A 26,351-nucleotide genomic window follows, 5' to 3' on the forward strand; every position below is an offset into this window, starting at 1 on the left:
GACGCTCCTATGTGGTTGATCCTATCGGTTTGTGCCTTTGTACTGTTGTGCTTTATTAGTTACGACAAAAAAGACTATACAGTTTTGCTAACCGATAGGAGCAAACAACACCTCATCTTTGGCTTAATGGCGGCCTTAACATTTTTATGGTCAATTCAAACCGGTATTTATGAAGGGTTGTCTGTTTACTTTCTCGGTATAACCCTAACATCTCTGCTACTGGGTAGTCATCTCGCCCTGATTTGTACATTTTGCGCTTATCTGCTCTCTAGCCTATACGTGGGTGACTCGTTATACAATATCGCCTTGGGCTTATTTCCTAAAGTGGGTTTGCCGGTTTTCGCTAGCTATCTTGTCTACGCTTGGGCATATCACCACCTTCCTCGGCATTTTATTATTTATACTTTTGTATGCGGCTTTTTTACCGGAGCCTTAAGCATTGCCAGTATGATGCTAGGTAATGCCCTGTTTCTTTGGCTTGATAATCAATTTTCATGGCCAATTTTACTAGATAACTACATTATCTTAACGCCTCTAATGCTGTTTCCAGAAGCTATGCTAAATGGCATGTGCATCACAATTGCCGTTGTCTATCTGCCCAACTGGGTACGCACATTTTATGACAGCGAGTACCTTGATAAGTAAGTCGCCAACGACTCTTTACTTGCCATAACCAACCTTCCTGTAGGCAAGCATTTATGCTTGCAATCCGTGAAAATTAAACCCTTGTAGGCGAGCATTTATGCTTCCAATCCGTGAAAATTAAACCCTTGGTCGAGTAGGCCGAGGGAGCTTCCCCCTCAGCCTCTCACAGATCCGTACGTGAACCTCTCAATTCATACGGCTCCTCTCGTTTCACCATTTACGGCCTGCAACCAAATTGCCAATGAGAAAATAGATACGGTTGTGTATTACACACCCTTTGCATCCATTTTCTTGCTCTTTGGTAACTGAATTTCAGCCGTTTGTATTTCTTCTTCGCCCATTTCAACAATTTAAGGTTTATCCAAGACATAAGTGGCCTTAATGCTGTTTTCCAAAACCGACTGAAGTAATTTATCCACCCGCTTATCATCGGATTAAGCTTATACGCCAACTCTTGTATCGTTAACCCCGTTTGCTTATGTAGCTTGAGCGCTTTAACTTTCTCTCTAATTTTCTGTTTCGCTTTAGGGCTAATAGCAGGTGTAAAGCCAACAAACATGCGACCCCACCGATTCCTTACTAACCTTGGCCTGAAACAGTAACTAAGAAAATCAAAGCTAATGACTTCATGTGCTTCTTGTCTACCTTCATCAAAGCAGTAAACCAGTTTAGTTTTCTCTGGATGACATTCTAGACAACAATCTAACATGCGTTGCTCAATAGCTTGCTTTAACGCCTTTGCTTCTTGCTCACTACGACAGTGAACCACTGCATCATCCGCATAGCGTGCAAATTGAACATGTGGATGTTCTCTTCGCAACCATTTGTCGAATGCGTAGTGTAAAAACAAATTGGCTAGCAATGGGCTTATCACGCCTCCTTGTGGTGTTCCTTTCGTTCGCTCTATTATCTGACCATCCGAGGTTTCCATTGGCGCTTTAAGCCAACGTTCGATATAGAGTAATACCCATGGGTTATTGGTATGTTTGCGTAACGCTTTGCCCAATAACACCCAGTCCAAGTTATCAAAGAAGCCTTTGATATCTAAATCAATCACCCAGTCGTATCGCCAACACCGCTGGCGCGTTATCGCTAATGCATCATGTGCACTGCGATTAGGTCTGTAACCATAAGAATCATTATCGAATACCGATTCTAATTCAGGCTCCAACTCCATCTTGACGACCATCTGTGCAACTCGGTCTGATACCGTGGGTATGCCTAGTACTCGAACGCCCTTATCCTTAGGGATTTCGACACGCTTCACCGTCGGTGGAAAATAGCTGCCCGATGACATTCGATTCCATATCTTGTACAGGTTCTTCTTCAAGTCCTGTTCAAAATCACTCATCGATTGCTCATCAATTCCTGCCGCTCCACCGTTGGCTCTTACACGTAACCAGGCTTCATAAACTGTCCATTTCGAAATACTAAATGGTTTTGCTGAATTCAATCATTCCTCCTGCTGCAGCAGTTGATGAAAGTTTCATTTAAAACGAGGCAATCCCTTCGCTAGATAACCATTACAGCTATCATCATCACTACTACGAATTGCTCCGCCCCAGTGCTTTGCATTCAGACTTGGCTCTCATGGGGTTTCCATTCGAGGATATCTGTTAACATCAAAACGACTGGTTCTTACGTTCCATATAAAACCCCGAGTTAAATTCACGTCAGCTCTTTGCCGGCTCCCGCTTAGTTGGTAATCAGGTTGCCTCTAAGCTCTTCCCAAACTCCACCCAGTAGCTTGGTTTCGGGATGCAACGGTTAAATATTTCGACACCTACGCTGTTCGTCTCTTTAACTCACACCTGACAAATCATTGTGTTTGCCTTTCCCTTATCGCTCACGACAGTGACTCTTAACCAATGCCGCATAAGGTGGTTTCCACCTGCACCTGAATGCCGATGGGATGGGCCAAACCATCATGTTTTATATAGTTGCGTTACCTTCCAGCCTTCCTTGTACTGTTGGTAACTCGTAACACACTAGGTGAACATTTATGTTTGCAATCCATGAAAATTAAACCCTCGATAGCAAGACCGAAGTATCACCAATAAGACAAATTATTTATCAGATTTAACTGGATATACACCCGCAGCATGCGACGCTAAATAATGGCTTTATTTTTAGTTAATACGCTTGGTTAGCTTAGCACACCACCGCCACACAAAATGCATGTTGGGTACTTAATTTTAGACTAACAGTCCCATATTAAAGTAAAGCTAACGTATGAATTAAGAAATAAAGTAAGTATTCAGTATCTCAAGCTGTGGACTTTTTATAACACAATGAGTCTTATTAAAGGCGAGATTGACTTACAAGCCTCTACTTTGGGTGCTTGCATGGATATTAGTATTTAGAATTTGTCGGGTGAAAATTCTATAGTCTTGCACTCTTAGCAAGAGAAGTTTGCAGGCTCTACAAGCATAAATGCTCGCCCACATAAACTTGATATTCCACAACGGTTATTTGCAACAAAAGCCGGTGTATTAATGAGCTTATTCAAAGTTATTAAACGATTTATGGCTTATCAATTTCATTACGCTGAATAGTTACGAAATAAAAATGAAGAATAAACAGAAACGTTTAAAAAGTGGATATTAGGTTCATATCTATAGTCAAAGCGATCAGGTTTTAGGGGAAGCCGTCAAGCTTCGAGACCCCATGAGCATATGCTCTATTATGTGATTGGGGCGAGTAAGCGCTGACAATGAACCATAAAGCCTGAGCGAGAAGACTATAAACAAGGTGGAAACAACAAGCACCAAAAATGAAGAAGTTTTATAAAAAATCGCGACTAAAGGCGCTATCAAGTTTTTTGTAGGCTTGATTCAATAATCTAGCCAGCTCAAAATAACGAGGCTTAGCTTGATTGTATCTAACTTCTACACCTTCAATCGCTAACTTGGTTTCTAGCTCTTTAAACCAATTGAGTAAGTTAAGCGGTAAGGTTTGATTAGCACGGTTACCCAACCAAATATAACCTTGAATTGGCATGCTAATAATTAATAAAGATGTCGCCAGTGCTTGTGGGATATATTCACTACCCAAATAACTGTATTGCAAAACAAAACTCAATAATGCAACCACAGGCAAGACTAATAACGCAAATTGGGTCGCTTTAATCACGCGACATTCAGGAAATAAACTATAAAGCTCACGCTTTACAGGCCATTCATTAATGTATTCGCGTCCATTTTGAATAGTATCTATCAATGATTTTTTCATTACAAACTCCAAAAATCTGACAGTGACTCTATCTGGCTTTGAGACAAGATTCAAACACTAGTTTGTCTTAACCTCGATATACGAATAGCAAAACAATGGAACTAACCATTTTGTGGTATGACGGTGTCACTTATATCAGGGAGAACAAAATTAGTTTAATAGCTTTGCACTACAATTTTATTGTCGGCCATAAACCACGAAAACAAAAGGGACAGAATGAAAAAATACGACGAAATAAGTCAATAAAACAGACATATTGCGCAAATTTCAAATTATGACTAAAAATGATAGATATTCTTCAATAAATAATCGCTTATCCCCTAAAAGCAAAAAGCCCCGCTATAGGCGAGGCTTTATCAAAAATGTTAGAAAGCTAACTGGGTATTATAGGCTTTCTGCATTTTCAGATAAGTAAGAAGCAACGCCTTCAGCGCTTGGCTTCATACCTTTGTCACCGTCTTGCCAACCAGCAGGACAAACTTCACCGTGCTCTTGAGTAAATGCAAGCGCGTCGATCATGCGAAGCATTTCGTCAATGTTACGACCTAAAGGTAAGTCGTTAACAACTTGGTGACGTACTAAACCGTCTTCATCAATTAAGAAAGAACCACGGAAAGCAACGCCTGCTTCTGGGTGCTCAACATCGTACGCTTGACAAATTTCATGTTTAACGTCAGCAACTAATGGGTATTTAACCGCACCGATACCGCCTTCGTTAACAGCAGTGTTACGCCATGCTGCGTGAGTGAATTGAGAATCGATAGAAACACCGATAACTTCTACGCCACGCTTTTGGAATTCTTCAAAACGCTTGTCGAAAGCGATTAATTCTGAAGGACATACGAAAGTGAAATCTAAAGGATAGAAGAAAAGAACAGCTTTTTTACCTTTAGTAACTTCAGATAAAGTGAAGTTATCAACGATTTCGCCACTTCCTAATACAGCAGCTGCAGTGAAATCTGGTGCCTGGCGGCCTACTAATACAGACATGGGACTCTCCATTTAAGTTGTAATTATTCAAGATAGGCGAACGTATCGCGACTTTGGTAATTAGCGATAAATTCGTTAACTGACAGCAAGTATATAGGCAGTTTATGAAAAACCAAGTGCGCAACTCAACTATTTTTGTATAGATTAAATAACGAGAGCATATAGTACAAAATATCGCTTAAACCCTTATTTTTATTAGGGTTTAAGCAAATTGGAAAATGACAAGAATATAAAAGGTAATTAATAAACTTTAATTAAGTCTATAACAAAAATTAACGTTTCATGCTGACCAATAGCCGGTGGCGCGCCTTTAGCACCATAAGCTAAATCTGACGGAATATATAACTCAATACGCCCGCCTTCACTGACTTTTGTTAATCCCTCGGTCCAGCCTTTAATAACTTGGTTTAAACCAAAGGTAATCGGTTTTTGGTTAATATTGCTATCAAAGACTTTATTATCTAATGTCTTACCTTGATAAAACACTTTTACCTGATTATAGCTTTTAGGGTACTGCCCTTTTCCCTTGCGCAAAATTTTATATTGTAAACCCGAACGTGTAGTTACCACACCTTGCTTCTTAGCGTTAGCCATTAAAAAAGCTTGGCCTTTACGATAATTTTCCGAAGGATGGTTAGCCCCGTTACTGTATAAATTGGCATTTGGCTGTTGAATTTCAAATTGAAACTGTTCGGCCAAGGCAATATTAAAACTACACATTACAACCATAAACAAATGGCTTACTAATAACCGATTTCGAGTCATTAAAAAATCCTATAAAACGTTAAGCTTCGACTAGGCGCGCATTATACGCAGCTCCACGTAAAATGGCTTCTGTTAACTCATGCACATCAAATTTAGTTAACGCCTCATCTGCGCCAACTTGCTTAGCTTGACCAACGCTAATTTCACTTGAAATTGAGGTATGTAAAATAATATAAGCGTTAGCTAGCTCTGGGCGGTTTTTCACTTCAAATGTCAATTCGTAACCATCGAGCCCTGGCATTTCAATATCACTCACCAAGATATGGATCGGCTGACCTTCAGCGTAACCGCGTTGCATTATGTCTAACGCCTCTTGACCATTTGAGGTTAAATAATAAGGAATATTTAACCCATCGAGCGCATCCGACAATTGCTTACGCGCAACAAAAGAATCATCAACCAGTAAAATATTGCAGGGTTTAACCATCTCTCGCTGTACGTCAGTTAAAATAGCACGAGATACAGCTTTATCCTCTGGGTAAATCATAGACAAAAGTAGCTCTACATCTAACAATTGCACCAGCTTTTTATCTACCTCAGCGACTCCAGTCACAAATGATTTAGAGCCTAAGTTCTCAGGGGGAGATTTAATATCGCGCCAATTACACTCAATAATCCGTTGAATATCGTAAACTAAAAAGCCGATTTTCATACGTTGGCAATCAGTCACAATGATATAGCAGTCAGAATGTTTTGATTTTGGGATAGCGCGGCAGCCTATGGCTCGGGCCATATCAATAACAGGAATGGTGTTACCTCTTATCGATGCAGCTCCTAATACACTCGGATGTGACTGAGGCACACTCGTCAACGCTGTGTACGGAACTAACTCAAGTATTTTTAATGTCCCTATTGCAAAAACTTGATCCATGTTAATATTAAATAACAACATCCCTTGTGCATAATTGGCTTTATTATTAGCGCTCAAGGTACTACTCCGGTCTCACTGATATTTTACAAACACCTTTAACCGTTAACACTTGGTTAACTTATAAACACATAGTACCTTTTCTATATTAAAAGCGAAACCAATCAGTCACATCATTCTTTAAATCAAACTCATTAAACTGTTAATAACAAAGCTAATACTTAAACCAAGCAATGATATAAAAGTTAAAATCATTCCTGATCTACGTAAATTGTAGTTTTCTTTCACTTGCGCAACACCGACCGCATGCAATAATCGGCCAATAAGCAAACAGCCTCCAGCACCATGTAATAACCATGTTGGTAACTGGTTGTACTCTGCTAAAAACAGCAAAATAAGCGCAATTGGCACATACTCGGCAAAATTACCTTGCACACGTATTGCCCTAGCCAATTGTTTATCGCCACCATCACCAATCGCGACCAATAAGCGCTTGCGATGACCAATCACAATAAAACATAAACGAATATATAAAAGTGTAAGTAAAGCAGCGTATGTGGCAGTCAGCATTTATCATTCCCTAACATAAAATGGTTTTTAAGAGTATATACCCAAGCGTAGTCTATTTTTGACCAAGATAAATCCTAATACGATCAATAAATTAATGTTTTGTAATGATTCAGCGGGGGAGTTTTACGAGCTTTGGTTATTGCTACAGTTGAAGCTTTTGTCGAAATTTAATTCGACAAAAGCTGTATAGCTGCTACAGGCTTGGTTTCTAGGCTAGATATTACCGAATACCTACAGCCATTGTCGAGGCACAGGATTTTATTACTGACAAATCCTAAATACCTTCTGTCTTGCAGGCACCAAAAGTAGGCGATTTAAGCGAGTCTCAGCCTAAAAGTGGGGTGTCAACTGAGCATAACTAAATTGAAATTGTACTACTTCTCTTGTCTTCCTCGTGGATGACAAGGGTTTAAATACCTAGGTTTCGTCTGGAACTTGCAACAAGCCCCTAAAACTCAGTTGCTTTGACTATAGCTATTATCACGCCAACAATACTTGTTATCTAAATTAAGCTTTATTTAAACAACATTTTTTATATTTTTTGCCACTGCCACACGGGCAAGGATCGTTGCGACCTAAATTCTTATTCGGGTTTGTGACCGGTACGCTATTAGCAATAATGTCTTGTTCATTGTATAGCAGATCCGCCAACAAGCCCTTGTCCGAAAACACATCGTCAAACTCGTCATCTGATTCATCTTTGAATCTCAGTTTGCCATCTTCACCGATATCAAAATCATCAAATTCAACACCATCATTGTAGTGCTGGAAAATATCTAAAATATCGAAGTTGCTAACAACAGAGCCATCTTCGATCAATGTTTTCAACTCTTTTTTATTCCAATTTTTGATGTCTTCGCTTGCAACGATTTCCAAATCAAATACATCTTTATCCACCAATTCAATCAACCTTGGATGAATAGACTCAAGCTGATAACGCTCACTATGAAGCGCTATCATAGTCAGTAAATAAGAATTTTGTTCGCTTTCAACCGCTAGTAAAACGTCAATCCACCGATTTATCTGTTCAAGTAATTGATCTTGGCTTATTTGCTTACTCTCGTATTGGACAAACACTGCCGCTATAGCAGCAGATTTACTGTACAGTGCGGGATTATTGGCCACAATAAAGTCTGATAAAATCAGCTGATCACCATCAGCTAAAGTGTAAAATAAACTAGAAAAAAGCTCTGTTACTGTGTCGCTATAAACCTCATCGACAACTGATCCAAAGTCATCATTTTGGGCAAACATTTTCAAACAAAGCGGTAACGCCGAAGTATGCTTTTGCTCAATTAACAACCAAGTCCCCCAAAATAATAAAGCGTGTTGATCGTAATCCAAAGACTGACTATCTTCAGCAAACTGAACCATTAACTTTTCAAGCTCAGGGTAAAAATCAGACCAGTTTTGCTTAGCCGCTGCTAGTGCTTTTTCTGGAATGCCGGCATATATATCCAGCGATAGCTCTTCTATAATTTGCTCTAGGTTCATTTATTATTCTCAATAATTTTGTCTATATTAGTTTTTTAAATTCGCCATAATTAAACTAAAAACTCAGTCGCATTCCACCCTAAATTGAACGCAGTTTCATTTTTACTATTTTCTCGCACATTTAAACAAAGCCTCTGAGTACCTGCATTCGTAGTTATGGCAAGGGTAAACCGCTAAGCATAAAGTAAATAAGGCGTCTTAATTACACAAAAAACTGACGCTGTAATTAAGTATTATTTGCCACAACATTTTTTATACTTTTTGCCACTACCACATGGACAAGGGTCGTTTCGCCCGACTTTGTCGTGTTCACGAACAAAAGTTTCAACCTCAACTGCCGGAGCAAAAGGCGCTGGATTGAATTCAGCCAATTCAAGCTTAAGCTCTTCCAGCATCATACCCAAGGTGTGCAACGTATAGACACCCTCCGCGACGGCACCATATGCTTGATATAACCCTAATTTTAGCTTTTGTGGATCTTCATGCTCACTTAACGCTTTTTCAAAATCGGCTAACAAGTCAGCTAGCATAAATAAAGACTGACACTCTCCAATCATGTCATCAGCTTTGTCAAAGTCGGGGATTTCGGCCAATAGGTCAAAATCATCATACCAATGAGATTCTGTCAGTTGCTGCATCTTGGTAAAACCAATACACCAATCAGTAAAATTTTGGCTTGGTGATTCTGAGTTTTCAGCATGCGGATAGCTTTTTACAAAATTTATTTGCTTGTCATATAAAAGGTCACCTAAGTCATTGCTAATGCTGACATTAGCTAATCGAAAAGGCGTGGGATTATCATAGTCAGTTAATTCTTGATAAGCTTGGCCTTTATTCCCGACAATAATCTCGCCGTATTCAAATTCGTCACAATGCGACGAGCAACACAAATTTGAGGTTAATGCACCAATATACATGTCGAAATTAAAGCCACTGGTGCAATTATCTGATTGAAAGAAATCTTCCATAATTTCTACTGAATTGGGATCAAAATAGGTACGTATATCTTTCATAAAAATTCCTTAGCAATTCTGCCCAGCAACAAAGCCGCTGCTCCAAGCCCATTGAAAATTGTAGCCGCCAAGCCAGCCTGTTACATCCAACACTTCGCCCACAAAAAATAGTCCAGGGGACAATTTCGACTCCATGGTTTTAGACGAAACATGGTTAGTATCGACCCCGCCCATAGTTACCTCGGCTGTTCTATAGCCTTCAGTGCCGTTAGGGGTAAATTGCCAAGATTGAAAATGTTGAGCTAATTGCTGGCTTTCTGTTTTGGTTAATTGGCCAATAGCCTTGTCAAAAAAGTTAAGTCGTTTGGCTTCTATCTCGATAAAGCGCTTAGGGTATATACGCGTGAGTAAATTAACCAATTTTAGCTTGGGCTGTTCTTGCCGCGCTTTTTCGACGTTTTCAATAAGACTATTATCCACATCAAAATTGTAGCTAACGGCTTGGTTTTCTTGCCAGTAGCTGGATATTTGCAGTGTAGCTGGACCACTGACACCACGATGGGTAAATAGCATATCTTCTTTAAAACTGGTGCCATCATCACTGGTTGCAATACATGGCATGGAAACACCACTAATGGCTTCGTATTGCTGCTTTTGCGCTTCTTTATAGGTAAACGGCACTAAACCTGCGCGAGTGGGCAATACGGTATGGCCAAACTGCTCGGCAATTTTAAATCCAAATGGTGTTGCGCCCAGTTTAGGCATTGATAAGCCCCCAGTAGCAATCACCAATGACTGGCAAACGAAGTCACCTTGCGATGACAAAATATGGTAAGCATTATCTTGCTGAGAAATATCAGTTACCGTGGCTTGAGTTATAAGCTCGGCTCCACTGTTTTTTAGCTCTGCCAGTAGCATATTCAAAATGTCGTGCGCACTGTCCTCACAAAATAACTGGCCTAAGGTTTTCTCGAAATAAGCAATGTTATGATCACAAACTAAGCCAATAAAATCCCACTGCGTATATTGAGCGAGCGCAGATTTAACAAAGTGTTTATTACCACACAAGTAGTTAGATGCTTCAACATCCATATTAGTAAAATTACAACGACCGCCCCCTGCGATTAAAATTTTACGCCCTGGCCGTTTGCCATGTTCTAACAACAGGGTTTTACGTCCGCGCTTAGCGGACTCTATCGCACACATCAGTCCGGCTGCTCCGGCACCAATGACGACAACATCAACTTGATTCAATTTCGATCTGCAACTTTACTAAAAGAACGCGCATTATATAGGGAATAGATGAAAAGTGGCAGAGACACCTGTATTGAAACACATACATCTTTCGAATATTGACAAAAACACATTGTTGTTACGGCTAACAGCCGAGCAACGACAACGATTTAACCAAGCCTTATTAGCATTAGACAAGGTGTTGGAAAATAACCCGTCAACAACTCATAACAGTGATGGTTCACCATCATCTGTTTGTTTTGGTATTAATCAGTTACAACAATCCAATTTATTTAAGCGCTTATTAACGGGACAGCCAGCACTACCTTTCCCACCACCAACCAATTTTGGAAAACCTTGGTATGCGTTAATTGAATCTGAACAGCCTCAAGTCGCACAAATCACATTAAGCCAAGCTGTTTTGTATAATAAAATTCAACCTAATGATGGACTCAGTATTGGGGTGGATCATGCGCAAAACACCGAAAAACAAGCCCAACAGTCTATAAATTTAAATCAGCATTGCTGGCAAATTAAACAAATGAATGAGTCTGCCCTATCTGTCATGCAAGCATTACGTAAGCTATTTAAAGAAGATACACCGCAAAGTGAAATCGACATTGAGGCACTTCTCAGTAGCCAACCTGAATTTATTTTAACTGACTTAAAGTATGGGGAATTTAAACTATACATAGGCGCTGTTAAACAAACTCTGTCTAGTCAGCAAACTGATTGCTTTTATTCTTTAGCTGGACGTTTATTAAATGGCATTAAACAATTTACTAAAATAGAACATGAACAGGCTACCCACAACACAAACCTCAACAATAAGGATGATTTGTACAAAGTTGATAGGTGGTTATTAAAAAAAAATTAAAAAAATTCTCTTGTTAGGGTTGAAGCTCAAAAATACTGCCTTATATACAGTTATGAAGGCGCTGCAACGGCAGGTTTTCAACTTAAACCTCAACACAATATACGTTGGGTTTAAATTTAACCGGTTGTCCGAAAGGAAACCACATTACTTAAAATTAGTTTTGGCCGAATACGGCAAAACGCTAGTCGAAACAATCGAGCTTAAAGCGCAGATTAACTGGCTCAAATGAAATGTGCAGTTGATCGTGTAAGCGATAAGGCAAACAAGCTCGAAAGATAAGACTAATACATATATTGCTTACGAGGATATTATTATGCGTAACTTAGACTTCACTCCACTATACCGTTCATTCATTGGTTTCGATCACTTAGCTTCAATGCTTGATAACGCTTCGCGTCAAGATAAATCAGCGGGCTATCCTCCATACAACATTGAGTTGATCGATGAAAACCATTACAAAGTTTCCATGGCTGTTGCAGGTTTCACTGAAGAGCAACTAGAGATCCGAGTTGAAAACAATCATCTAATTGTTGCTGGCAAAAAACCTGAACAACAAGAAGACAAACAATATTTATATAAAGGTATTTCAGAGCGTAATTTTGAACGTAAGTTCCAACTTGGCGACCACGTTAAAGTAATAGGTGCCGATCTTGAAAACGGTCTATTGCATATTGATTTAGAGCGCGAAATACCCGAGGCATTAAAGCCAAAAACGATAGCGATAAACGCAAAAAATCGCACGCTCGATGTAAAAGAGTAAAGGTCATTAACCTATAAACATAAAAAAGGCGCTAATTAAGCGCCTTTTTATTATTTGTGTTTAATTGACTCACCAAAAAAGTAGGTTTAGTCAATATAAGAACAACAATAGTCAACTACGCCTAACGCGTTAATTTTAAATGAAGAGTTTGCTGGCACTTCAAAAGATTGACCACCTTCATAACGTGTAAAACCTTCAGCGCCTTTCACTTGCACGTCTACTTCGCCTTGTAAAATTTCCATTAGTTCTTTTTTCTCAGTACCGAATTCATAGTCACCAGGCATCATAATACCTAATGTTTTTGCTTCGCCTGATTCAAACTTAACGGTACGGCTAGTGACTTTACCATCAAAATATACGTTAGCAGCTTTAACGACAGTTACGTTATTAAATTCACTCATGATGTTTCTCTTAGTTTCTAAAATTTGGCGGCAATACTAGACGCCATTTGAGATAAACCCAAGTATTTTTTGTTGCTTAAGCTATTTTAGTTAAGAAATATTAGTAGACTGATGAACATTAAACTCATGCTGCAAAAGAGTTATACAATGTTGAAATAAATTTCAATCTACAATAACCGGCTTTGCAAACATAAATGTTCGCTCACAAGGGTTGGGTTTGCTGGCTTGCAAACATAAATATTCGCCCACAAGGGTTGGGTTTGCAGGCTGGCAAACATAAATGTTCGCCCACAAGGGTTAGGCTTGCAGGCTTTTGCAAACATAAATGCTCACTCACAAGGTTGGGTTTGCAGGCTTTGCAAACATAAATGTTCGCTCACAAGGGTTGGGTTTGCTGGCTTTGCAAACATGAATGTTTTCCTAAAAGGCTAGGTTTGTTGAGCTTGCCAATCATCAAAGCTGGCATATTCGTATGATGCGCCTGCTTGCATGACTTGTGCTAAAACAGTGTAAGCAGCGACCCACGCGTCTTTAACCTGCGTTGTAAAGGCGGTACCTAACCCCTGCTCTAACGTCCACAACAAGGCTGCAGCAACGGTTGTATAGTGTTGCTGGCTAACACCATACACATTATGTCTGCGACCTAGTAACCAAACTGTTTCAGTAAGTTTATCTAACTGCTTAAGACCACGCACAACCGTTGTCAGCACTGTCATGAGCTTTTTGCCTTGTTCTTCAATATCCTCACTAAATAGTGAACGTAAACTAGGATCTAACTCAAACAGTTTGTTATAAAACAAATTTGCAGCATCTTTTGCTATAGGAACAACTTGTTCCCAACTTTGTTGAACAAGATTAATTTGTTGTGGTGTCATGGGTATCAACTCTTTTATCGCAATAGAGTTAATTTAGACCTAAACGATTGAATTATCGAGAAATGTATTAAAGGAAAAAATAAATAAAAAGGATTGTAATGAAGAGATGTGGCGTCCCATAGGGGATTCGAACCCCTGTTACCGCCGTGAAAGGGCGGTGTCCTAGGCCTCTAGACGAATGGGACGTCGCAAAAAAATTAAAACTTATATGCAAGGAGGCTAATGCATAAATAAGAGTGTTGGCGTCCCATAGGGGATTCGAACCCCTGTTACCGCCGTGAAAGGGCGGTGTCCTAGGCCTCTAGACGAATGGGACATCCAATTGCAAATTAAACATCACTTTTTCAATAGTTTAAAACTAACCGAAGAAGTGGCGTCCCATAGGGGATTCGAACCCCTGTTACCGCCGTGAAAGGGCGGTGTCCTAGGCCTCTAGACGAATGGGACGCTGTATAAAATGCGAAAATTAAAACCTAAATACACAGGAGGCTATTGTGTATAAAAGAGTGTGGCGTCCCATAGGGGATTCGAACCCCTGTTACCGCCGTGAAAGGGCGGTGTCCTAGGCCTCTAGACGAATGGGACGTCCGGTAAAACAACATTAGTAAAAATGGCCTAGATACTAATGCTTAAAGAAATTTGGTGGAGCTAAACGGGATCGAACCGTTGACCTCTTCGCTGCCAGCGAAGCGCTCTCCCAGCTGAGCTATAGCCCCAAATTTCTTCTACTATGAAAGTTTGGTTACCCTCCCCTTCAACGCGGGGCGCATAATATGCACCTCGCCCTTACAAGTCAATAGGTTTTTTGTAAGTTTTTTTAAGAATTTGCTCTTTGCGCAATAAATGCTAAAGCTTGGTCTATTCTTTGTACAGAGCGAGCCTTACCAATCAGGTTAAGCGTAATATCAAGCGATGGTGAATTCCCTGCTCCCGTTACCGCAACACGCAATGGCATACCGACTTTACCCATACCGACTTCCAATTCTTCTGCTGTCGCATTAATCGCGGCGTGGATCGCCTCTGGCGTCCAATCGTCTAATGCTTCTAATTTCGCTTTTACGACTTCAAGTGGCTGCTGGGCAACTGGACGTAAATGCTTTTTAGCGGCTTTTTCATCAAAGCTTGAAAAGTCTTCATAGTAATAGCGAGAGATCTCGACTAGCTCTTTTAATGTTTTTACCCGTTCAGCCTGAGCGCTAATCACATCTTCAATTGCAGGACCATTACTGGTATCCAATTTTTGATCATCTAAATGCCAAGCTAAATGCTCAGCCACTTCAGTTGCAGGCGTAGTTTTAATATAGTGTTGGTTTAACCAAACTAGCTTTTCGGTATTAAATGCCGACGCAGCCTTGTTAATGGCATCTAAGCTGAATAGGTTTTGCATTTCTTCCATAGAGAAGATTTCTTGATCGCCATGCGACCAACCAAGACGTACTAAATAATTAAGTAACGCTTGAGGCAAATACCCTTCGTCACGATATTGCATAACACTAACCGCACCATGACGCTTAGACAACTTAGCGCCGTCATCTCCTAAAATCATAGAAACATGCGCGTATTCTGGTACTGGAGCGTTTAATGCTTGTAAAATATTAATTTGGCGCGGTGTGTTGTTAATATGGTCTTCACCACGTACAACATGTGTAATGCCCATATCCCAGTCATCAACAACAACACAAAAGTTATATGTTGGGCTACCATCTGAACGTTGAATAATTAAATCATCTAATTCACTGTTAGCCACTTCAATTTCGCCACGAACATGATCGGCAAACTTAACGCTACCTTCTTGCGGATTGCGAAAACGAATAACAAAAGGTTTGTCTTCTGGGTAATCCGTGCGATCACGCCACACACCGGTATAACGTGGCTTTTCACCCGCAGCCATTTGCTTTTCACGCATGGCGTCTAATTCTTGTGGCGTACAATAACAACGATAAGCTTTACCTTCGGCTATTAATTGCGCGATAAGTTGCTTATAACGATCAAAACGTTGAGTTTGATAATAAGGGCCTTCATTCCACTCTAAACCTAACCATTTCATGCCTTCTAATATGGCATCAATAGCTTCCTGAGTTGAACGTTCAAGATCAGTATCTTCAATACGTAAAACAAACTCGCCTTGGTTTGCTTGCGCATACAACCAAGAATACAACGCAGTACGTGCACCACCTACGTGAAGGAAACCAGTTGGGCTAGGTGCGAAACGGGTTTTAATCGTCATTTTTTACCTTAATAAAAATTTTAATAGCTAATAGCGGGGTCGATATTGAACATCGCCCGAAATGTGGCGGTTATTGTACCAATACCGCCTTGATTTGCGAATCGCATATTCATGTAATTTTTCCAACCATTTTTTAAACAAGTTTGTTACATACGTATGCATGTTGCGATTTCGGCAAGGGAATCGATACTGTAATCAGACAATAAGATTTTAAGGTTTTAACTATGCTCGATATGCAACGCAAGCTAACCAAACCGTTTTACATGATGTTGAGTTTGCCTTCGACTGCAATGGGATTTGCACTATCTATTCAAATTGCCGCGCTAAGTTGGCTTTTGAGCACCCAACATAACTTAGATATTCATCAAATTGGTATTGTATGGGCAGCAGGTCCGGTGGCCGGTATTTTAGGCCAAGTTATCATCGGCTTTATTAGCGATAAAGTGTGGTTTTGGAATGGGCGCAGACGCCCCTTCATACTCATTGGGGGTTTCTTTGCGGCAATGTCACTGCTTGCCCTACCCAATATTGGCGTTATTTCGGACTCACTAGGGTTGGAAGGCGTTATGGGAATAGCCATTCTCGTGGCCTTGTCATTAGATTTATCCGTTAATATCAGTTTTAACCCGACACGTTCCATCATTGCTGATGTAACCGAAGAAGGAAAACCGCGCACTCTTGGCTACACCTGGATGCAAACGGTATCTGGCACTTTTGGTATGTTAGCTTATTTAATTGGCGCACAGGTGGGCAATATTACGCTCATCTATGTTGGCGTTTTTATTGTGCTGGCTTTTTCATTAATCCCACCCTTTTTTATTGAAGAGCCTCGCGAACTTGAATTAAAAGATGAAACCGATGAGCCTGAATCACGTAAGTTTGATTTTATGCAACTGATGAAAGACATCAAACCCTTGTGGGGCTTTTTAGGCTATTCAATTTACGCCTCCTATTTGCATTTATCTGGCGTCACCGTTGAATCAAACATTGGCGAGCTTATCGCTTTTGTGATCACCCTATTTTTTGTGTTTGAAACATTAGCCACTCGCGAAGAAGGAAAACCTAAAGAAGAAGCTGACCACATTGGCTTTAAAAAGATCCTAGCTGCACATTCTTTTAGTTGGATTGGCGTGCAAACCATGTTTGTTTTTACTTACGCATTTTTACAAGAAAAAATGCCACTGATGGAGTTGATCCCTGAATCCATTGCTAATTCAGGTAATGCCGAGGCAATTAAAACTGAAACGGATATGGTATTGGGGCAAATTATTTCTTATAGCTTTGCAGTGCTAAATTTTGTTGGGGCTTTATTACCTGCTTTTGTTTTAGGACCATTGGCTAACAAAATAGGTCGGATTAAAACTCATAGCTATGCACTGATTATAATGGCTGTCGCTTATGGCATTATCGGCTTTATGGGGACAACGCCAACCATGATGTATTTATTAATGGCAGTCGCTGGGATAGGTTGGGCCTCAATTATCAGTTTGCCGTTTGCAATCATGTCTGAACGCGTAGAGCAAGGTAAAATGGGCTTATATATGGGACTATTCAATTTATCTGTGGTGCTACCGCAATTAGTTGTCAGCTTAGGAATCAGCTTGTTCTTGAATCGAGTAGAAGATAAAAGCATGATTTTTATGGTTTGTGCCGTGTCCCTTGCTATTTCGGCTATTGCTTGGCTAGTCATCAAAGAAAACCCACACGGTCAGCCAGATCCGGCTGGTTTATCTGTCGGTGATAATCATTAGTATAGATTGATTGCTTGTAACTATTCAGCGTGTTTATAAATAGAATTGAATTTATCCCGCTGGTATAAAAAATTACCGTCATACCTGAGTATTCAGGTATCCAGCGCCTTTATTAAAGTAAACGGAGCTCACGTTTACTAAACAAAGTCACTAGATTACCGCATTCGCAGGTTTCTTGTTCCAGACGAAACCTAAGTACCTACGTCCTGTAGGCACGGCAAAGACGAGGTACTTAGCAATACTAAGGCGCGTAAAACAAATTACGCTGAGTAGATACGATTGCTTTAACTATCAGCTTTGACTTTAGACTGTGCCTGCATGAATGCAGGCACTAGGATGACGAGGTTAACGATTTCGTTTTTTAAAGTTCTTTTTACGTTCCGCTTTCTTGGCCGCCTTTTTTTCTCGCTCTATTTCTAATGCAGCTTCTTCTTGTTCCATCATGCTAGGCGTTTCCATTGAAATATAGCCAATTGTCGACTCTCGCAGCTCATTTATTACTATATCACCAGCTTGGTTCATCTCTACCCTACCGCCTGCTCGTAAACAGCCACGCTTTCGGCCAATAAGCTCAAGTGTGTCATAACCGGTATAGCCAAACTCATCTAAGCCGTAACGCGCTTTGAGCTTTTCTGGATAAGCTTCCATTAAATATTCGACGATATAGGTGCCAACGTCGTCAGATTCCATTGCGGTATCTTTAACCGCCCCTGTTGCGGCTAAACGATATCCTGAATTTTCATTCTCTACTTTAGGCCATAACATGCCAGGAGTATCGGATAACACTATGTCGTTTTCTAAACGAATGCGTTGTTGGGCTTTAGTCACGGCGGGCTCATTACCAGTTTTAGCAATGATACGATCCGCCAAGACATTGATTGTGGTTGATTTACCGACATTAGGTATGCCACATATAAGCGCTCTAAGTTGCTTACCGGCTTGTACTCGATGCGGTGCAAGCTGCTGACATAAATTTAATATTTGCTTGGTTTCAGCCGTGTTTTTAGCGCTAATTGCAATCGCTTTAGTCTCGGGCTGGCCATTAAAGTAATCTAACCACAATTGAGTTACCGCAGGATCCGCTAGGTCTTTTTTATTTAAAACCTTAATGAAGGGTTTATCACCGCGCAGTTTGGCAATCATTGGATTATTACTGCTATAAGGAATACGCGCATCCAACACTTCTATAATTACGTCGATAGTCGGCATAATTTCAGCGATTTCTTTTTGGGCTTTATGCATATGCCCCGGATACCAATTAACAGCCATTATTAATCCTAAAAACTCATCTGTATTTGCGCGGCATCATACCTAGCTAACCTAGTATTTGCCAAACTCAAAATTAATTTATCATCTTGATAGGGAATAAAGGAGAAAAACACCTCAATTAAAGTCGTTTTTTTGAGCGTTTCGTATGTGTTTTAGCCAAACAGTAAAAAAACGGTAAAAAACTCAATTTTTGTTGTTGACAGGTTTAGCTTCATCCCTATAATACCGCCCCACAAAGACGCAGAGTCTTCAAGTTGGGTGGTTAGCTCAGTTGGGAGAGCATCGCCCTTACAAGGCGAGGGTCACTGGTTCGAGCCCAGTACCACCCACCAATTTTACTCTGAACTTTGTCTGCTTATAGTGGGTGGTTAGCTCAGTTGGGAGAGCATCGCCCTTACAAGGCGAGGGTCACTGGTTCGAGCCCAGTACCACCCACCACTTTAAGCATCCCATTATTTACCACTTTGGCGGGTGGTTAGCTCAGTTGGGAGAGCATCGCCCTTACAAGGCGAGGGTCACTGGTTCGAGCCCAGTACCACCCACCACTTTTCTATTTATACCTTTTCTTATTATATTTATTTCCAATAAACAGACTTTTTTGTCTATTAGCTTTGTTGCACCAAATTATAAATAAGTAACTATTAATTCAGCATTTCAAGCAGCGAGTTTCTTACCTAACTAACTATCGATCGGGTTGTTGTAAAGCGAGACTAGGCTTCCGCCCCCCTGCTTTGTAGTATTGCTCTTTTAGACAGAAAGGTTTGCAGGCTCTGCAAGCATAAATGCTCACCCACAAAAACTTTCAATATCGGCTTACTCATCTTGTTGAATAGTCAAAGCGATCAGCTTTAGTTTTGTTATAACTTTGGCAAAGGCAAGCTGTATAAGTTAAAACCGTCATCGTTTAACTCTAAAATACTGCCCTGCGTATACCAATCACCTAATACGATTCGGGTGCCCCGCCCTTCACTTCTAGCATGGTTATGAATTTTTGGTCTGTGTGTGTGACCATGGATCATTAAATCGACTTGCCAATCGTCCATACACTGTGCAACCGCAGCTGTATTAACATCTAATTCATCCAACGCCATTTGGCTTTGTTTGTCTTGACTCGAACGACGTAGTTTTTGCGCTATTTTTAGTCGAGTTGCAAGCGGCAAATTACGTAATATAAAAAGCACAACGGGGTTACGAATAAAGGCCCGATACCTTTGATAGCCGACGTCGTCGGTGCACAAAGAATCACCGTGTAACAACAAGGTGCGTTGGCCATTTAAGTGGGTTATAGTTGGATCTTTAAGAAAGGTGATCCCTGTTTCATGGCAAAAAGCTTTACCCACTGCAAAATCACGATTACCTACCATAAAGTAAGTTTTGGTGCCCTGCCCAGTCAATCTTTGTAAACCTTTCTTAATCGGCACAAGCCATGATGAAGGATCGTCATCGCCTAACCAAAAGCAAAAAAAGTCGCCTAGAATATAAAGCTCGTCTGCCGGCTTAATGGTTTTTAGAAACTGTAAAAATAATTCGGTAATATCGGGACGATCTTGTTCAAGATGTAGATCAGAGATGAAATAGGTTGGCATGTATACTTAACGGTATTTGAGGTTCTTATCAATAATGACTACTGACAACAGGATAAGCCGGACGCGAACGTCCGACTCCAAAAATGATCTATTCAGCAACAGTCACTTTTTCAATGATAATTTCTTCAACCGGAACATCTTGGTGAAATCCAAAACTACCCGTTTTTACGCCTTCAATTTTTTGCACTATATCCATGCCTGCAGTCACTTTTCCAAATACCGCATAACCCCAACCGTCTTGTGTTTCAGAGCGGAAGTTAAGGAATGCATTGTCAGCAACATTAATAAAAAACTGAGCACTGGCTGAGTGTGGATCCATAGTACGCGCCATGGCTAACGTGCCAATCTCGTTTTTAAGACCGTTATTAGCTTCGTTCTTAATAGGATCACGCGTTTCTTTTTCACCCATGCCTGCTTCCATACCACCACCTTGGATCATAAAACCTTTAATCACGCGGTGAAAAATAGTGCCTTCGTAAAAGCCTTCTTTACAGTATTGTAAAAAGTTGTTTGCCGTAACCGGTGCGTTGTCAAAATCTAACTCGATTTGAATATCGCCCATATTGGTAGAAAAGGTGATCATAATAAAACATCCAATCATTAAAAGAGGCGCTATTCTAACCCTATGACATCTATATTCAAACCCATAAAACAGGTATACTCGCGGCAATTTTTTCAGTGATGATTAAGAGATCCGGTTGCATGTTGCAAATCTACAATACCCTAACACGCGAAAAGCAAAAATTTGAACCCATTAAAGCAGGCAAAGTAGGCCTATATGTATGTGGAGTTACCGTATATGACCTATGTCATATTGGTCATGCACGTACGTATATTGCATTTGATAATATGGTTCGCTTTTTACGTTTTAGTGGCTACGACGTCACTTACGTGCGCAATATTACCGATGTAGACGATAAAATCATCAAGCGTGCCATTGAAAATAATGAATCGTGCGAAACACTAACCGAACGCACTATCGGCGATATGCACCAAGACTTTGATTCGTTGAACTTGCTACGCCCTGACATTGAGCCTCGTGTTACCACACACATGCAAGAAATTATCGACATGGTGGCAACCCTCATTGAGAAAAATCATGCCTATATTGCCGGCAGTGGTGATGTATTGTTTGATGTATCGAGTTTTGCTGATTACGGTAAACTTAGTGGCCAAGATTTAGAACAACTACAAGCGGGTGCGCGTGTCGACGTTGACGACACCAAACGTAACCCATTGGATTTTGTTTTATGGAAAATGGCTAAAGTTGGCGAACCAAGCTGGCAATCACCTTGGGGCGATGGCCGCCCCGGTTGGCATATTGAATGTTCTGCCATGAATGCTAAAGAGCTAGGCGCTCATTTTGATATTCATGGTGGTGGCTCTGATCTCGCTTTTCCACACCACGAAAATGAAGTTGCACAAAGCTGCTGCTCACTAGATACGCCTTATGTTAATTACTGGATGCACTCAGGCATGGTACAAGTTGACTCAGAAAAGATGTCTAAATCACTGGGTAACTTCTTTACTATTCGCGAAGTACTCAATAAATATGATGCTGAAACCACACGCTTTTTCTTAACAACGGGCCAATATCGTAGCCAGTTAAACTACTCGACTGATAATTTAGATCAAGCTCGCGCCTCAATGGAGCGAATTTATACAGCATTACGTGATATAGATATTGCCGATGTTAAGTTAGATACCGCTAACCCATATGTAGAAAAGTTTGTAGCGGCTATGAATGATGACTTTAATACACCAGAAGCTTTAGCTGTGTTATTCGAGTTAGCCAAAGACCTGAACGTAGCTAAACAAGAAAACAACGACAATACAGCCGAATTAGCATCAATATTGAAAGGGTTAGGCGGATTGTTAGGTTTATTACAACAAGATCCTAATCAATTCTTACAAGGCGGTGGAAACGACGACGAAGTCGCGTTGATAGAATCGTTGATCCAACAACGTAAAGATGCCCGAGCCGCAAAAGACTGGGCAAAAGCTGACGAAGCGCGCGACAAATTAAATGAACTCGGCGTAATAGTAGAAGATAAAGGTGGTGTAACTAGCTGGCGCAAAAAATAACCTAGTTTTCACGCTTTAACCGGTTTATCGCTACTGCGGTTAAACCGGTTTCGCTTCTGCCGACCTCACAGGCGACGTTTCAATCTTGTTCTTTACTTGACCTTTGCGATTAATTTAGCAAGGCTATCGTTTTCTAAACACTCGCAATACACCCACAAACAAGCCGACGAGCTACCTAAATAATACAGCTTCTTTTCTAAACCATATCGCGGTAAATGCCACTAACACGCCGGAAACGAGTAGCTGCCCTAGCCAAATAAAGCTAATTAGCGCCCAATCAAAGCCACCTTTTAAAATTTCTTTTATTGCTAACGCAATATTAGTAATAGGTACCATCGCCCATTGCCAATCCAAATTAATCCCTGGCAACATAGCAATAATCAAAGGCGCAAAGACCAAAAATGACAAGGGCGCCATGTAATTTTGCGCCTCTTTATAACTACGAGCATAAATGGATATACTCAAAACCAAAGCTGAAAAAAACAAAATTAACGGAATAAGCATAATTAGCGCTAAACCTAAATCGACCAAGCCTAACGTTCCAACCACTTTCGACACGGCTTCTACCGCCATGGCCTGCGCAAAAATAAAACCCCATAATCCAAGACTAACCAAAGCCATTACGCCAGATAAAAAAGACGTGGTCATAATAGTTAGCATTTTACCTAGCACTAACTCCAAGCTGGTTACCGGAGCAATCAACAGCGACTCTAATGTGCCTTTTTCTTTTTCACCCGCACCTAAATCTATCGCAGGATACATAGCCCCCATTAAACAAAGCGGCAGTAAAATATAAGAGATCATCCCCCCTAATTTTGTGCCTAAACTTTCTTTGGCTTTTGCAATATCAACCTTGACCAAGTGAATTGGCTGGATCAACCCTTGATGCTGCTCCTGAGCCAAACCGAGTGCATTTAATTTTTCACTGGTTAGCTGTTGATTGTATTGTTTGATCACCCTATTAACACGTCGCCAAACTGAGCTGGTCAATTCAGCATTATTAAAATGCAAATGCCACTCACTCTGTTGATGTTCAGATAAACGTTTTGCAAAAACATTACCGACTTCCAGAACAAAATCGACCTTGCCAGAACGAACCAAGGTTTCCCAATCCGCCTTAGATGTCATGCCTTGCTCGGGTTGATAAGCTTTAAAACCACTTTCGTCATTAAATAACTTAACAAAAGCTGGAGCTTGCTCGGCATTAGCAATGTAGTAACTCAATACACGAGTTTGCTCTTGTTTCACCGTTTTAGCGGCAAAAAAAGTAATGGTGCCAAATAGTGCAGGAAAGATAAACAAAGGCAACGCAATGATAAAAACTAAGGTTTTTTTATCACGAATGAGTTCTTTTAACTCTTTAAAGTATATCGCCTTGATCATAATTACTCCTCCCCGCTAGCAATTGGCTGATTGTCATCTGCCATTATTGATAATATGGCTTGTTGCAATATCGTTTGCTGCGTGTACTGCGTTAACTCTTGAATAGTACCTTCAAAACAAGTTTGTCCTTGATGGATAACACATATTCTGTCACACAAACGCTCAACCTCCGCTAAATGATGAGTCGAGAATATAACCGGCACGCCCTGCTGCTTTAACTTTTCAATAAAACTTAGCACGACTTCACTGGCCGCAATATCCAAGCCGGTTGTCGGCTCATCCAGTATCACAAGTTTAGGTTCGTGGATCACCGCGCGAGCAATCGCAATTTTTTGTTTCATGCCGGTTGAGTAATCAACAAAACGCCGGTCAATAAACTTGGCAAGATCCAGTTGCTCAATTAGCTGTTCTAAGCGCCCATTAAACTGCTGTTTTTCAACACCAAACAATTGAGCAAAGTAAGCCAAATTTTCACGTCCTGTTAATCGCTCATAAAGCCCTGTTGAACCAGAAAGGAAACCGATTTGTTTGCGTATAGCAAGCTTGTTCTTATGAGCATCTAAGCCGTCATACAACACTTGTCCACTATTGGGCTGTAAAGCCGTCGACAAGGTTCGCAACATGCTGGTTTTACCCGCACCATTGGCGCCGAGTAAACCTAACACTTCACCTTGTTTACAATGAAAACTGACATTATTAAGGGCATGAAAATGACGACCTTTAACACGGGGATCAGACTTAGCAACTTGGTTAACAAGCTTGGCATCTTTCAGCGGAAAGTGCTTACTGACATTGTTGACTTCTATCATTGACGTTTTAGTATTCCGTTATTATTGCGCCATACTCGCAAACGTAACTAAAAACTACAATACAAAAATTAGATGCAACTGATGAATAACTTCTTTTCTACGTTTAAATATATAGCCACACGCCCAAAGTTTGCGTTTCAGCAATTGGATAACAATAGTGCCAAAGGTTGGCAGCCCCTATTGTTAATCTTACTTACCATTAACTTATTTTGGTTTGGTTATTTTAATTATATTGACCTTGACTGGCTTCACCAACAGCAACTCAATCTTTATGCGAGTAATGTCAGCCCAGCGGAAGTCGAGCAATTAAAAGTGGCCTTGCCAAATGGCGAAGCGGTTAAAAACAGTATTATGCTCACCAGTACCCTATTTTTGCTGTTTCACGGTTTATTGCTAGCCACCATACTCAATGTATTAACCAAACTCGATGAAGAAAACGTAGACGGCTTTACCGATTGGTTATCTCGTTCTTGGTGGACAATGTTGCCTCTAGTGCCACAACTGCTGTTAGCTCTTTTAGTTTTATATGGTATGGGCAGTGATAAAGTAATGTATCAAGACTTGTTTATTACATCGTTAAATAAACTACTGGAGCTGGAACAAGGCCATATGTTTTATGTATTTGCCGAAGGGTTCGATGTATTTTCCATTTGGTCCTATATTTTATTATTTTATTTAGTCGCTACTAAAACTAAATTAGCGACAAGCACTTGCTTAACCATTAGCTTAGTGCCGCTAGTCGTCGAAATAGCCATTAGCTATTTAATGAGCTAAGCAATTAATGGCTAAAATACCCCTGCCATGCTTGCTATTTAAACGAATTGGCTGATTTTTCAGCAAGCAGTGAAATAATTTAAATTTACTGCTTGCAACGAAAACATCATATCGTTAATATGCGCTCCGTCTTCAGAGATAGTCCTATCTCTTGTGTACGACCGTAGCTCAGTTGGTTAGAGCACCACCTTGACATGGTGGGGGTCGGTGGTTCGAGTCCACTCGGTCGTACCAATTTTACTTCTAGTAAATAATCCTTCGTTTTTTAATACCCAACTCTTATCTTTTGTTGACTTGTAACTATTACTTATCTCACGCAGTGATTTACTAGCCATCTTTAAGTTACCAATGTAGACGAGCATTTATGCTTGTTGAGCCTGCAAGCATTTTTCACCTAATAAATCTTATTAATTTTGTAACTACTCAGCGTGTTTATAAATAGAATTGAATTTCTTCCGCTGGTATAAAAAATTACCGTCATACCTGAGTATTCAGGTATCCAGCGCCTTTATTAAAGTAAACGGAGCTCACGTTTACTAAACAAAGTCACTAGATTACCGCATTCGCAGGTTTCTTGTTCCAGACGAAACCCAAGTACCTACATCCTGTAGGCACGGCAAAGACGAGGTAATTAGCAATATTAAGGCGCGTAAAACAAATTACGCTGAATAGATACTTAATTTTTCACTTATAGGGGATTAACCAGCCTACAAAATAGAAACGAAATAACAAAGAAGATAAATATGTTGAAAGATAAGCAGCCTTTTCTCCCCCCAGAGTCGAGGCCGCTCATCAGTCAGGTCAA

At 40.4% G+C, this 26,351-nt stretch carries 22 protein-coding genes, 9 tRNA genes and 1 pseudogene; 10 read left to right on the forward strand and 22 right to left on the reverse strand.

Annotated elements, in window-relative coordinates:
• Window positions 1-9: 9 nt before the first annotated feature.
• The gene (locus tag C2869_RS15430) at window positions 10-645 is read left to right on the forward strand and encodes an energy-coupling factor ABC transporter permease (protein WP_108603815.1); all 636 of its coding nucleotides are present in this window, start codon (window positions 10-12) and stop codon (window positions 643-645) included.
• A gap of 217 nt (window positions 646-862) precedes the next feature.
• On the opposite strand, the gene ltrA is transcribed toward C2869_RS15430, so the two are convergent.
• The 9 genes and pseudogenes from ltrA to C2869_RS15480 all read right to left on the reverse strand — a co-directional run bounded on the left by ltrA (window position 863) and on the right by C2869_RS15480 (window position 10,770).
• The gene (gene ltrA, locus C2869_RS15435; RefSeq protein WP_108601131.1) at window positions 863-2,098 is read right to left on the reverse strand and encodes a group II intron reverse transcriptase/maturase; all 1,236 of its coding nucleotides are present in this window, start codon (window positions 2,096-2,098) and stop codon (window positions 863-865) included.
• A 1,331-nt stretch (window positions 2,099-3,429) separates the two neighbouring features.
• On the reverse strand, window positions 3,430-3,876 hold the full coding sequence (gene yfbV, locus C2869_RS15440) for a terminus macrodomain insulation protein YfbV (protein WP_108603816.1): 447 nt from the start codon (window positions 3,874-3,876) through the stop codon (window positions 3,430-3,432).
• Between the two features lie 384 nt (window positions 3,877-4,260).
• The gene (locus tag C2869_RS15450) at window positions 4,261-4,866 is read right to left on the reverse strand and encodes a peroxiredoxin (RefSeq protein ID WP_108603818.1); all 606 of its coding nucleotides are present in this window, start codon (window positions 4,864-4,866) and stop codon (window positions 4,261-4,263) included.
• Between the two features lie 240 nt (window positions 4,867-5,106).
• Entirely contained in the window at window positions 5,107-5,631 is a 525-nt protein-coding gene (locus C2869_RS15455) for an FKBP-type peptidyl-prolyl cis-trans isomerase (protein ID WP_199915577.1), read from the reverse strand.
• 19 nt (window positions 5,632-5,650) lie between these two features.
• Entirely contained in the window at window positions 5,651-6,523 is an 873-nt protein-coding gene (locus C2869_RS15460) for a chemotaxis protein (RefSeq protein WP_108605084.1), read from the reverse strand.
• Window positions 6,524-6,679: 156 nt separating this feature from the next.
• Window positions 6,680-7,069, reverse strand: a complete 390-nt coding sequence (locus C2869_RS15465; protein ID WP_108603819.1) for an MAPEG family protein — start codon at window positions 7,067-7,069, stop codon at window positions 6,680-6,682.
• Window positions 7,070-7,576: 507 nt separating this feature from the next.
• Window positions 7,577-8,563: a DUF1186 domain-containing protein gene (locus C2869_RS22690; RefSeq protein WP_199915578.1), complete on the reverse strand. Its 987-nt coding sequence runs from the start codon at window positions 8,561-8,563 to the stop codon at window positions 7,577-7,579.
• A 233-nt stretch (window positions 8,564-8,796) separates the two neighbouring features.
• Window positions 8,797-8,889, reverse strand: a pseudogene (locus C2869_RS23155) (SEC-C metal-binding domain-containing protein); the annotation flags it as partial.
• 696 nt (window positions 8,890-9,585) lie between these two features.
• Entirely contained in the window at window positions 9,586-10,770 is a 1,185-nt protein-coding gene (locus tag C2869_RS15480; RefSeq protein ID WP_199915580.1) for a BaiN/RdsA family NAD(P)/FAD-dependent oxidoreductase, read from the reverse strand.
• Between the two features lie 55 nt (window positions 10,771-10,825).
• Between C2869_RS15480 and C2869_RS15485 the strand changes: the two genes are divergently transcribed.
• The gene (locus tag C2869_RS15485; protein WP_108603820.1) at window positions 10,826-11,626 is read left to right on the forward strand and encodes a hypothetical protein; all 801 of its coding nucleotides are present in this window, start codon (window positions 10,826-10,828) and stop codon (window positions 11,624-11,626) included.
• A gap of 313 nt (window positions 11,627-11,939) precedes the next feature.
• Window positions 11,940-12,386 (forward strand): Hsp20 family protein, encoded by a 447-nt coding sequence (locus tag C2869_RS15490; protein WP_108603821.1) that lies wholly within the window; start codon window positions 11,940-11,942, stop codon window positions 12,384-12,386.
• An 86-nt stretch (window positions 12,387-12,472) separates the two neighbouring features.
• Here C2869_RS15490 and ppnP read toward each other — a convergent pair whose 3' ends face one another.
• From ppnP to gltX, 8 genes are all read right to left on the reverse strand, one after another.
• Entirely contained in the window at window positions 12,473-12,787 is a 315-nt protein-coding gene (ppnP, locus tag C2869_RS15495; protein WP_108603822.1) for a pyrimidine/purine nucleoside phosphorylase, read from the reverse strand.
• A gap of 428 nt (window positions 12,788-13,215) precedes the next feature.
• Window positions 13,216-13,662, reverse strand: a complete 447-nt coding sequence (locus tag C2869_RS15500; RefSeq protein WP_108603823.1) for a globin family protein — start codon at window positions 13,660-13,662, stop codon at window positions 13,216-13,218.
• A 109-nt stretch (window positions 13,663-13,771) separates the two neighbouring features.
• A tRNA-Glu gene (locus C2869_RS15505) sits at window positions 13,772-13,847 on the reverse strand.
• Window positions 13,848-13,902: 55 nt separating this feature from the next.
• Window positions 13,903-13,978 (reverse strand) — tRNA-Glu (locus C2869_RS15510).
• A gap of 55 nt (window positions 13,979-14,033) precedes the next feature.
• Window positions 14,034-14,109, reverse strand: a tRNA-Glu gene (locus C2869_RS15515).
• 62 nt (window positions 14,110-14,171) lie between these two features.
• A tRNA-Glu gene (locus C2869_RS15520) sits at window positions 14,172-14,247 on the reverse strand.
• 55 nt (window positions 14,248-14,302) lie between these two features.
• Window positions 14,303-14,378: transfer RNA gene (locus tag C2869_RS15525), tRNA-Ala, on the reverse strand.
• A gap of 101 nt (window positions 14,379-14,479) precedes the next feature.
• A complete protein-coding gene (gene gltX, locus C2869_RS15530) occupies window positions 14,480-15,889 on the reverse strand; it encodes a glutamate--tRNA ligase (RefSeq protein WP_108603824.1) in 1,410 nt (469 codons plus the stop codon).
• A 224-nt stretch (window positions 15,890-16,113) separates the two neighbouring features.
• On the opposite strand from gltX, the gene C2869_RS15535 reads away from it, so the two are divergent.
• Entirely contained in the window at window positions 16,114-17,640 is a 1,527-nt protein-coding gene (locus tag C2869_RS15535; protein WP_108603825.1) for an MFS transporter, read from the forward strand.
• A gap of 345 nt (window positions 17,641-17,985) precedes the next feature.
• Here the strand turns inward: C2869_RS15535 and ylqF are convergent, their stop codons facing one another.
• Window positions 17,986-18,909, reverse strand: a complete 924-nt coding sequence (gene ylqF, locus C2869_RS15540; protein WP_108603826.1) for a ribosome biogenesis GTPase YlqF — start codon at window positions 18,907-18,909, stop codon at window positions 17,986-17,988.
• A 256-nt stretch (window positions 18,910-19,165) separates the two neighbouring features.
• Here ylqF and C2869_RS15545 point away from each other — a divergent pair.
• The 3 genes from C2869_RS15545 (at window position 19,166) to C2869_RS15555 (ending at window position 19,454) form a co-directional block, all read left to right on the forward strand.
• Window positions 19,166-19,241, forward strand: a tRNA-Val gene (locus C2869_RS15545).
• Between the two features lie 30 nt (window positions 19,242-19,271).
• Window positions 19,272-19,347 (forward strand) — tRNA-Val (locus tag C2869_RS15550).
• Window positions 19,348-19,378: 31 nt separating this feature from the next.
• Window positions 19,379-19,454, forward strand: a tRNA-Val gene (locus C2869_RS15555).
• A gap of 312 nt (window positions 19,455-19,766) precedes the next feature.
• On the opposite strand, the gene C2869_RS15560 is transcribed toward C2869_RS15555, so the two are convergent.
• Both C2869_RS15560 and C2869_RS15565 read right to left on the reverse strand, forming a co-directional pair.
• The gene (locus C2869_RS15560; protein ID WP_108603827.1) at window positions 19,767-20,495 is read right to left on the reverse strand and encodes a UDP-2,3-diacylglucosamine diphosphatase; all 729 of its coding nucleotides are present in this window, start codon (window positions 20,493-20,495) and stop codon (window positions 19,767-19,769) included.
• Window positions 20,496-20,583: 88 nt separating this feature from the next.
• On the reverse strand, window positions 20,584-21,078 hold the full coding sequence (locus C2869_RS15565; RefSeq protein ID WP_108605086.1) for a peptidylprolyl isomerase: 495 nt from the start codon (window positions 21,076-21,078) through the stop codon (window positions 20,584-20,586).
• 119 nt (window positions 21,079-21,197) lie between these two features.
• Between C2869_RS15565 and cysS the strand changes: the two genes are divergently transcribed.
• On the forward strand, window positions 21,198-22,580 hold the full coding sequence (gene cysS / locus C2869_RS15570) for a cysteine--tRNA ligase (RefSeq protein ID WP_108603828.1): 1,383 nt from the start codon (window positions 21,198-21,200) through the stop codon (window positions 22,578-22,580).
• A 171-nt stretch (window positions 22,581-22,751) separates the two neighbouring features.
• Here cysS and C2869_RS15575 read toward each other — a convergent pair whose 3' ends face one another.
• The gene (locus C2869_RS15575) at window positions 22,752-23,963 is read right to left on the reverse strand and encodes an ABC transporter permease (RefSeq protein ID WP_108603829.1); all 1,212 of its coding nucleotides are present in this window, start codon (window positions 23,961-23,963) and stop codon (window positions 22,752-22,754) included.
• A gap of 2 nt (window positions 23,964-23,965) precedes the next feature.
• Complete coding sequence (locus C2869_RS15580; RefSeq protein ID WP_108603830.1) at window positions 23,966-24,772, reverse strand: ABC transporter ATP-binding protein; 807 nt, start codon at window positions 24,770-24,772, stop codon at window positions 23,966-23,968.
• 81 nt (window positions 24,773-24,853) lie between these two features.
• Between C2869_RS15580 and C2869_RS15585 the strand changes: the two genes are divergently transcribed.
• Both C2869_RS15585 and C2869_RS15590 read left to right on the forward strand, forming a co-directional pair.
• Window positions 24,854-25,546, forward strand: a complete 693-nt coding sequence (locus C2869_RS15585) for a YIP1 family protein (RefSeq protein WP_159084195.1) — start codon at window positions 24,854-24,856, stop codon at window positions 25,544-25,546.
• 157 nt (window positions 25,547-25,703) lie between these two features.
• A tRNA-Val gene (locus C2869_RS15590) sits at window positions 25,704-25,780 on the forward strand.
• Window positions 25,781-26,351 lie beyond the last annotated feature (571 nt).

It is taken from the genome of Saccharobesus litoralis (assembly GCF_003063625.1).
GTDB lineage: Bacteria > Pseudomonadota > Gammaproteobacteria > Enterobacterales > Alteromonadaceae > Saccharobesus > Saccharobesus litoralis.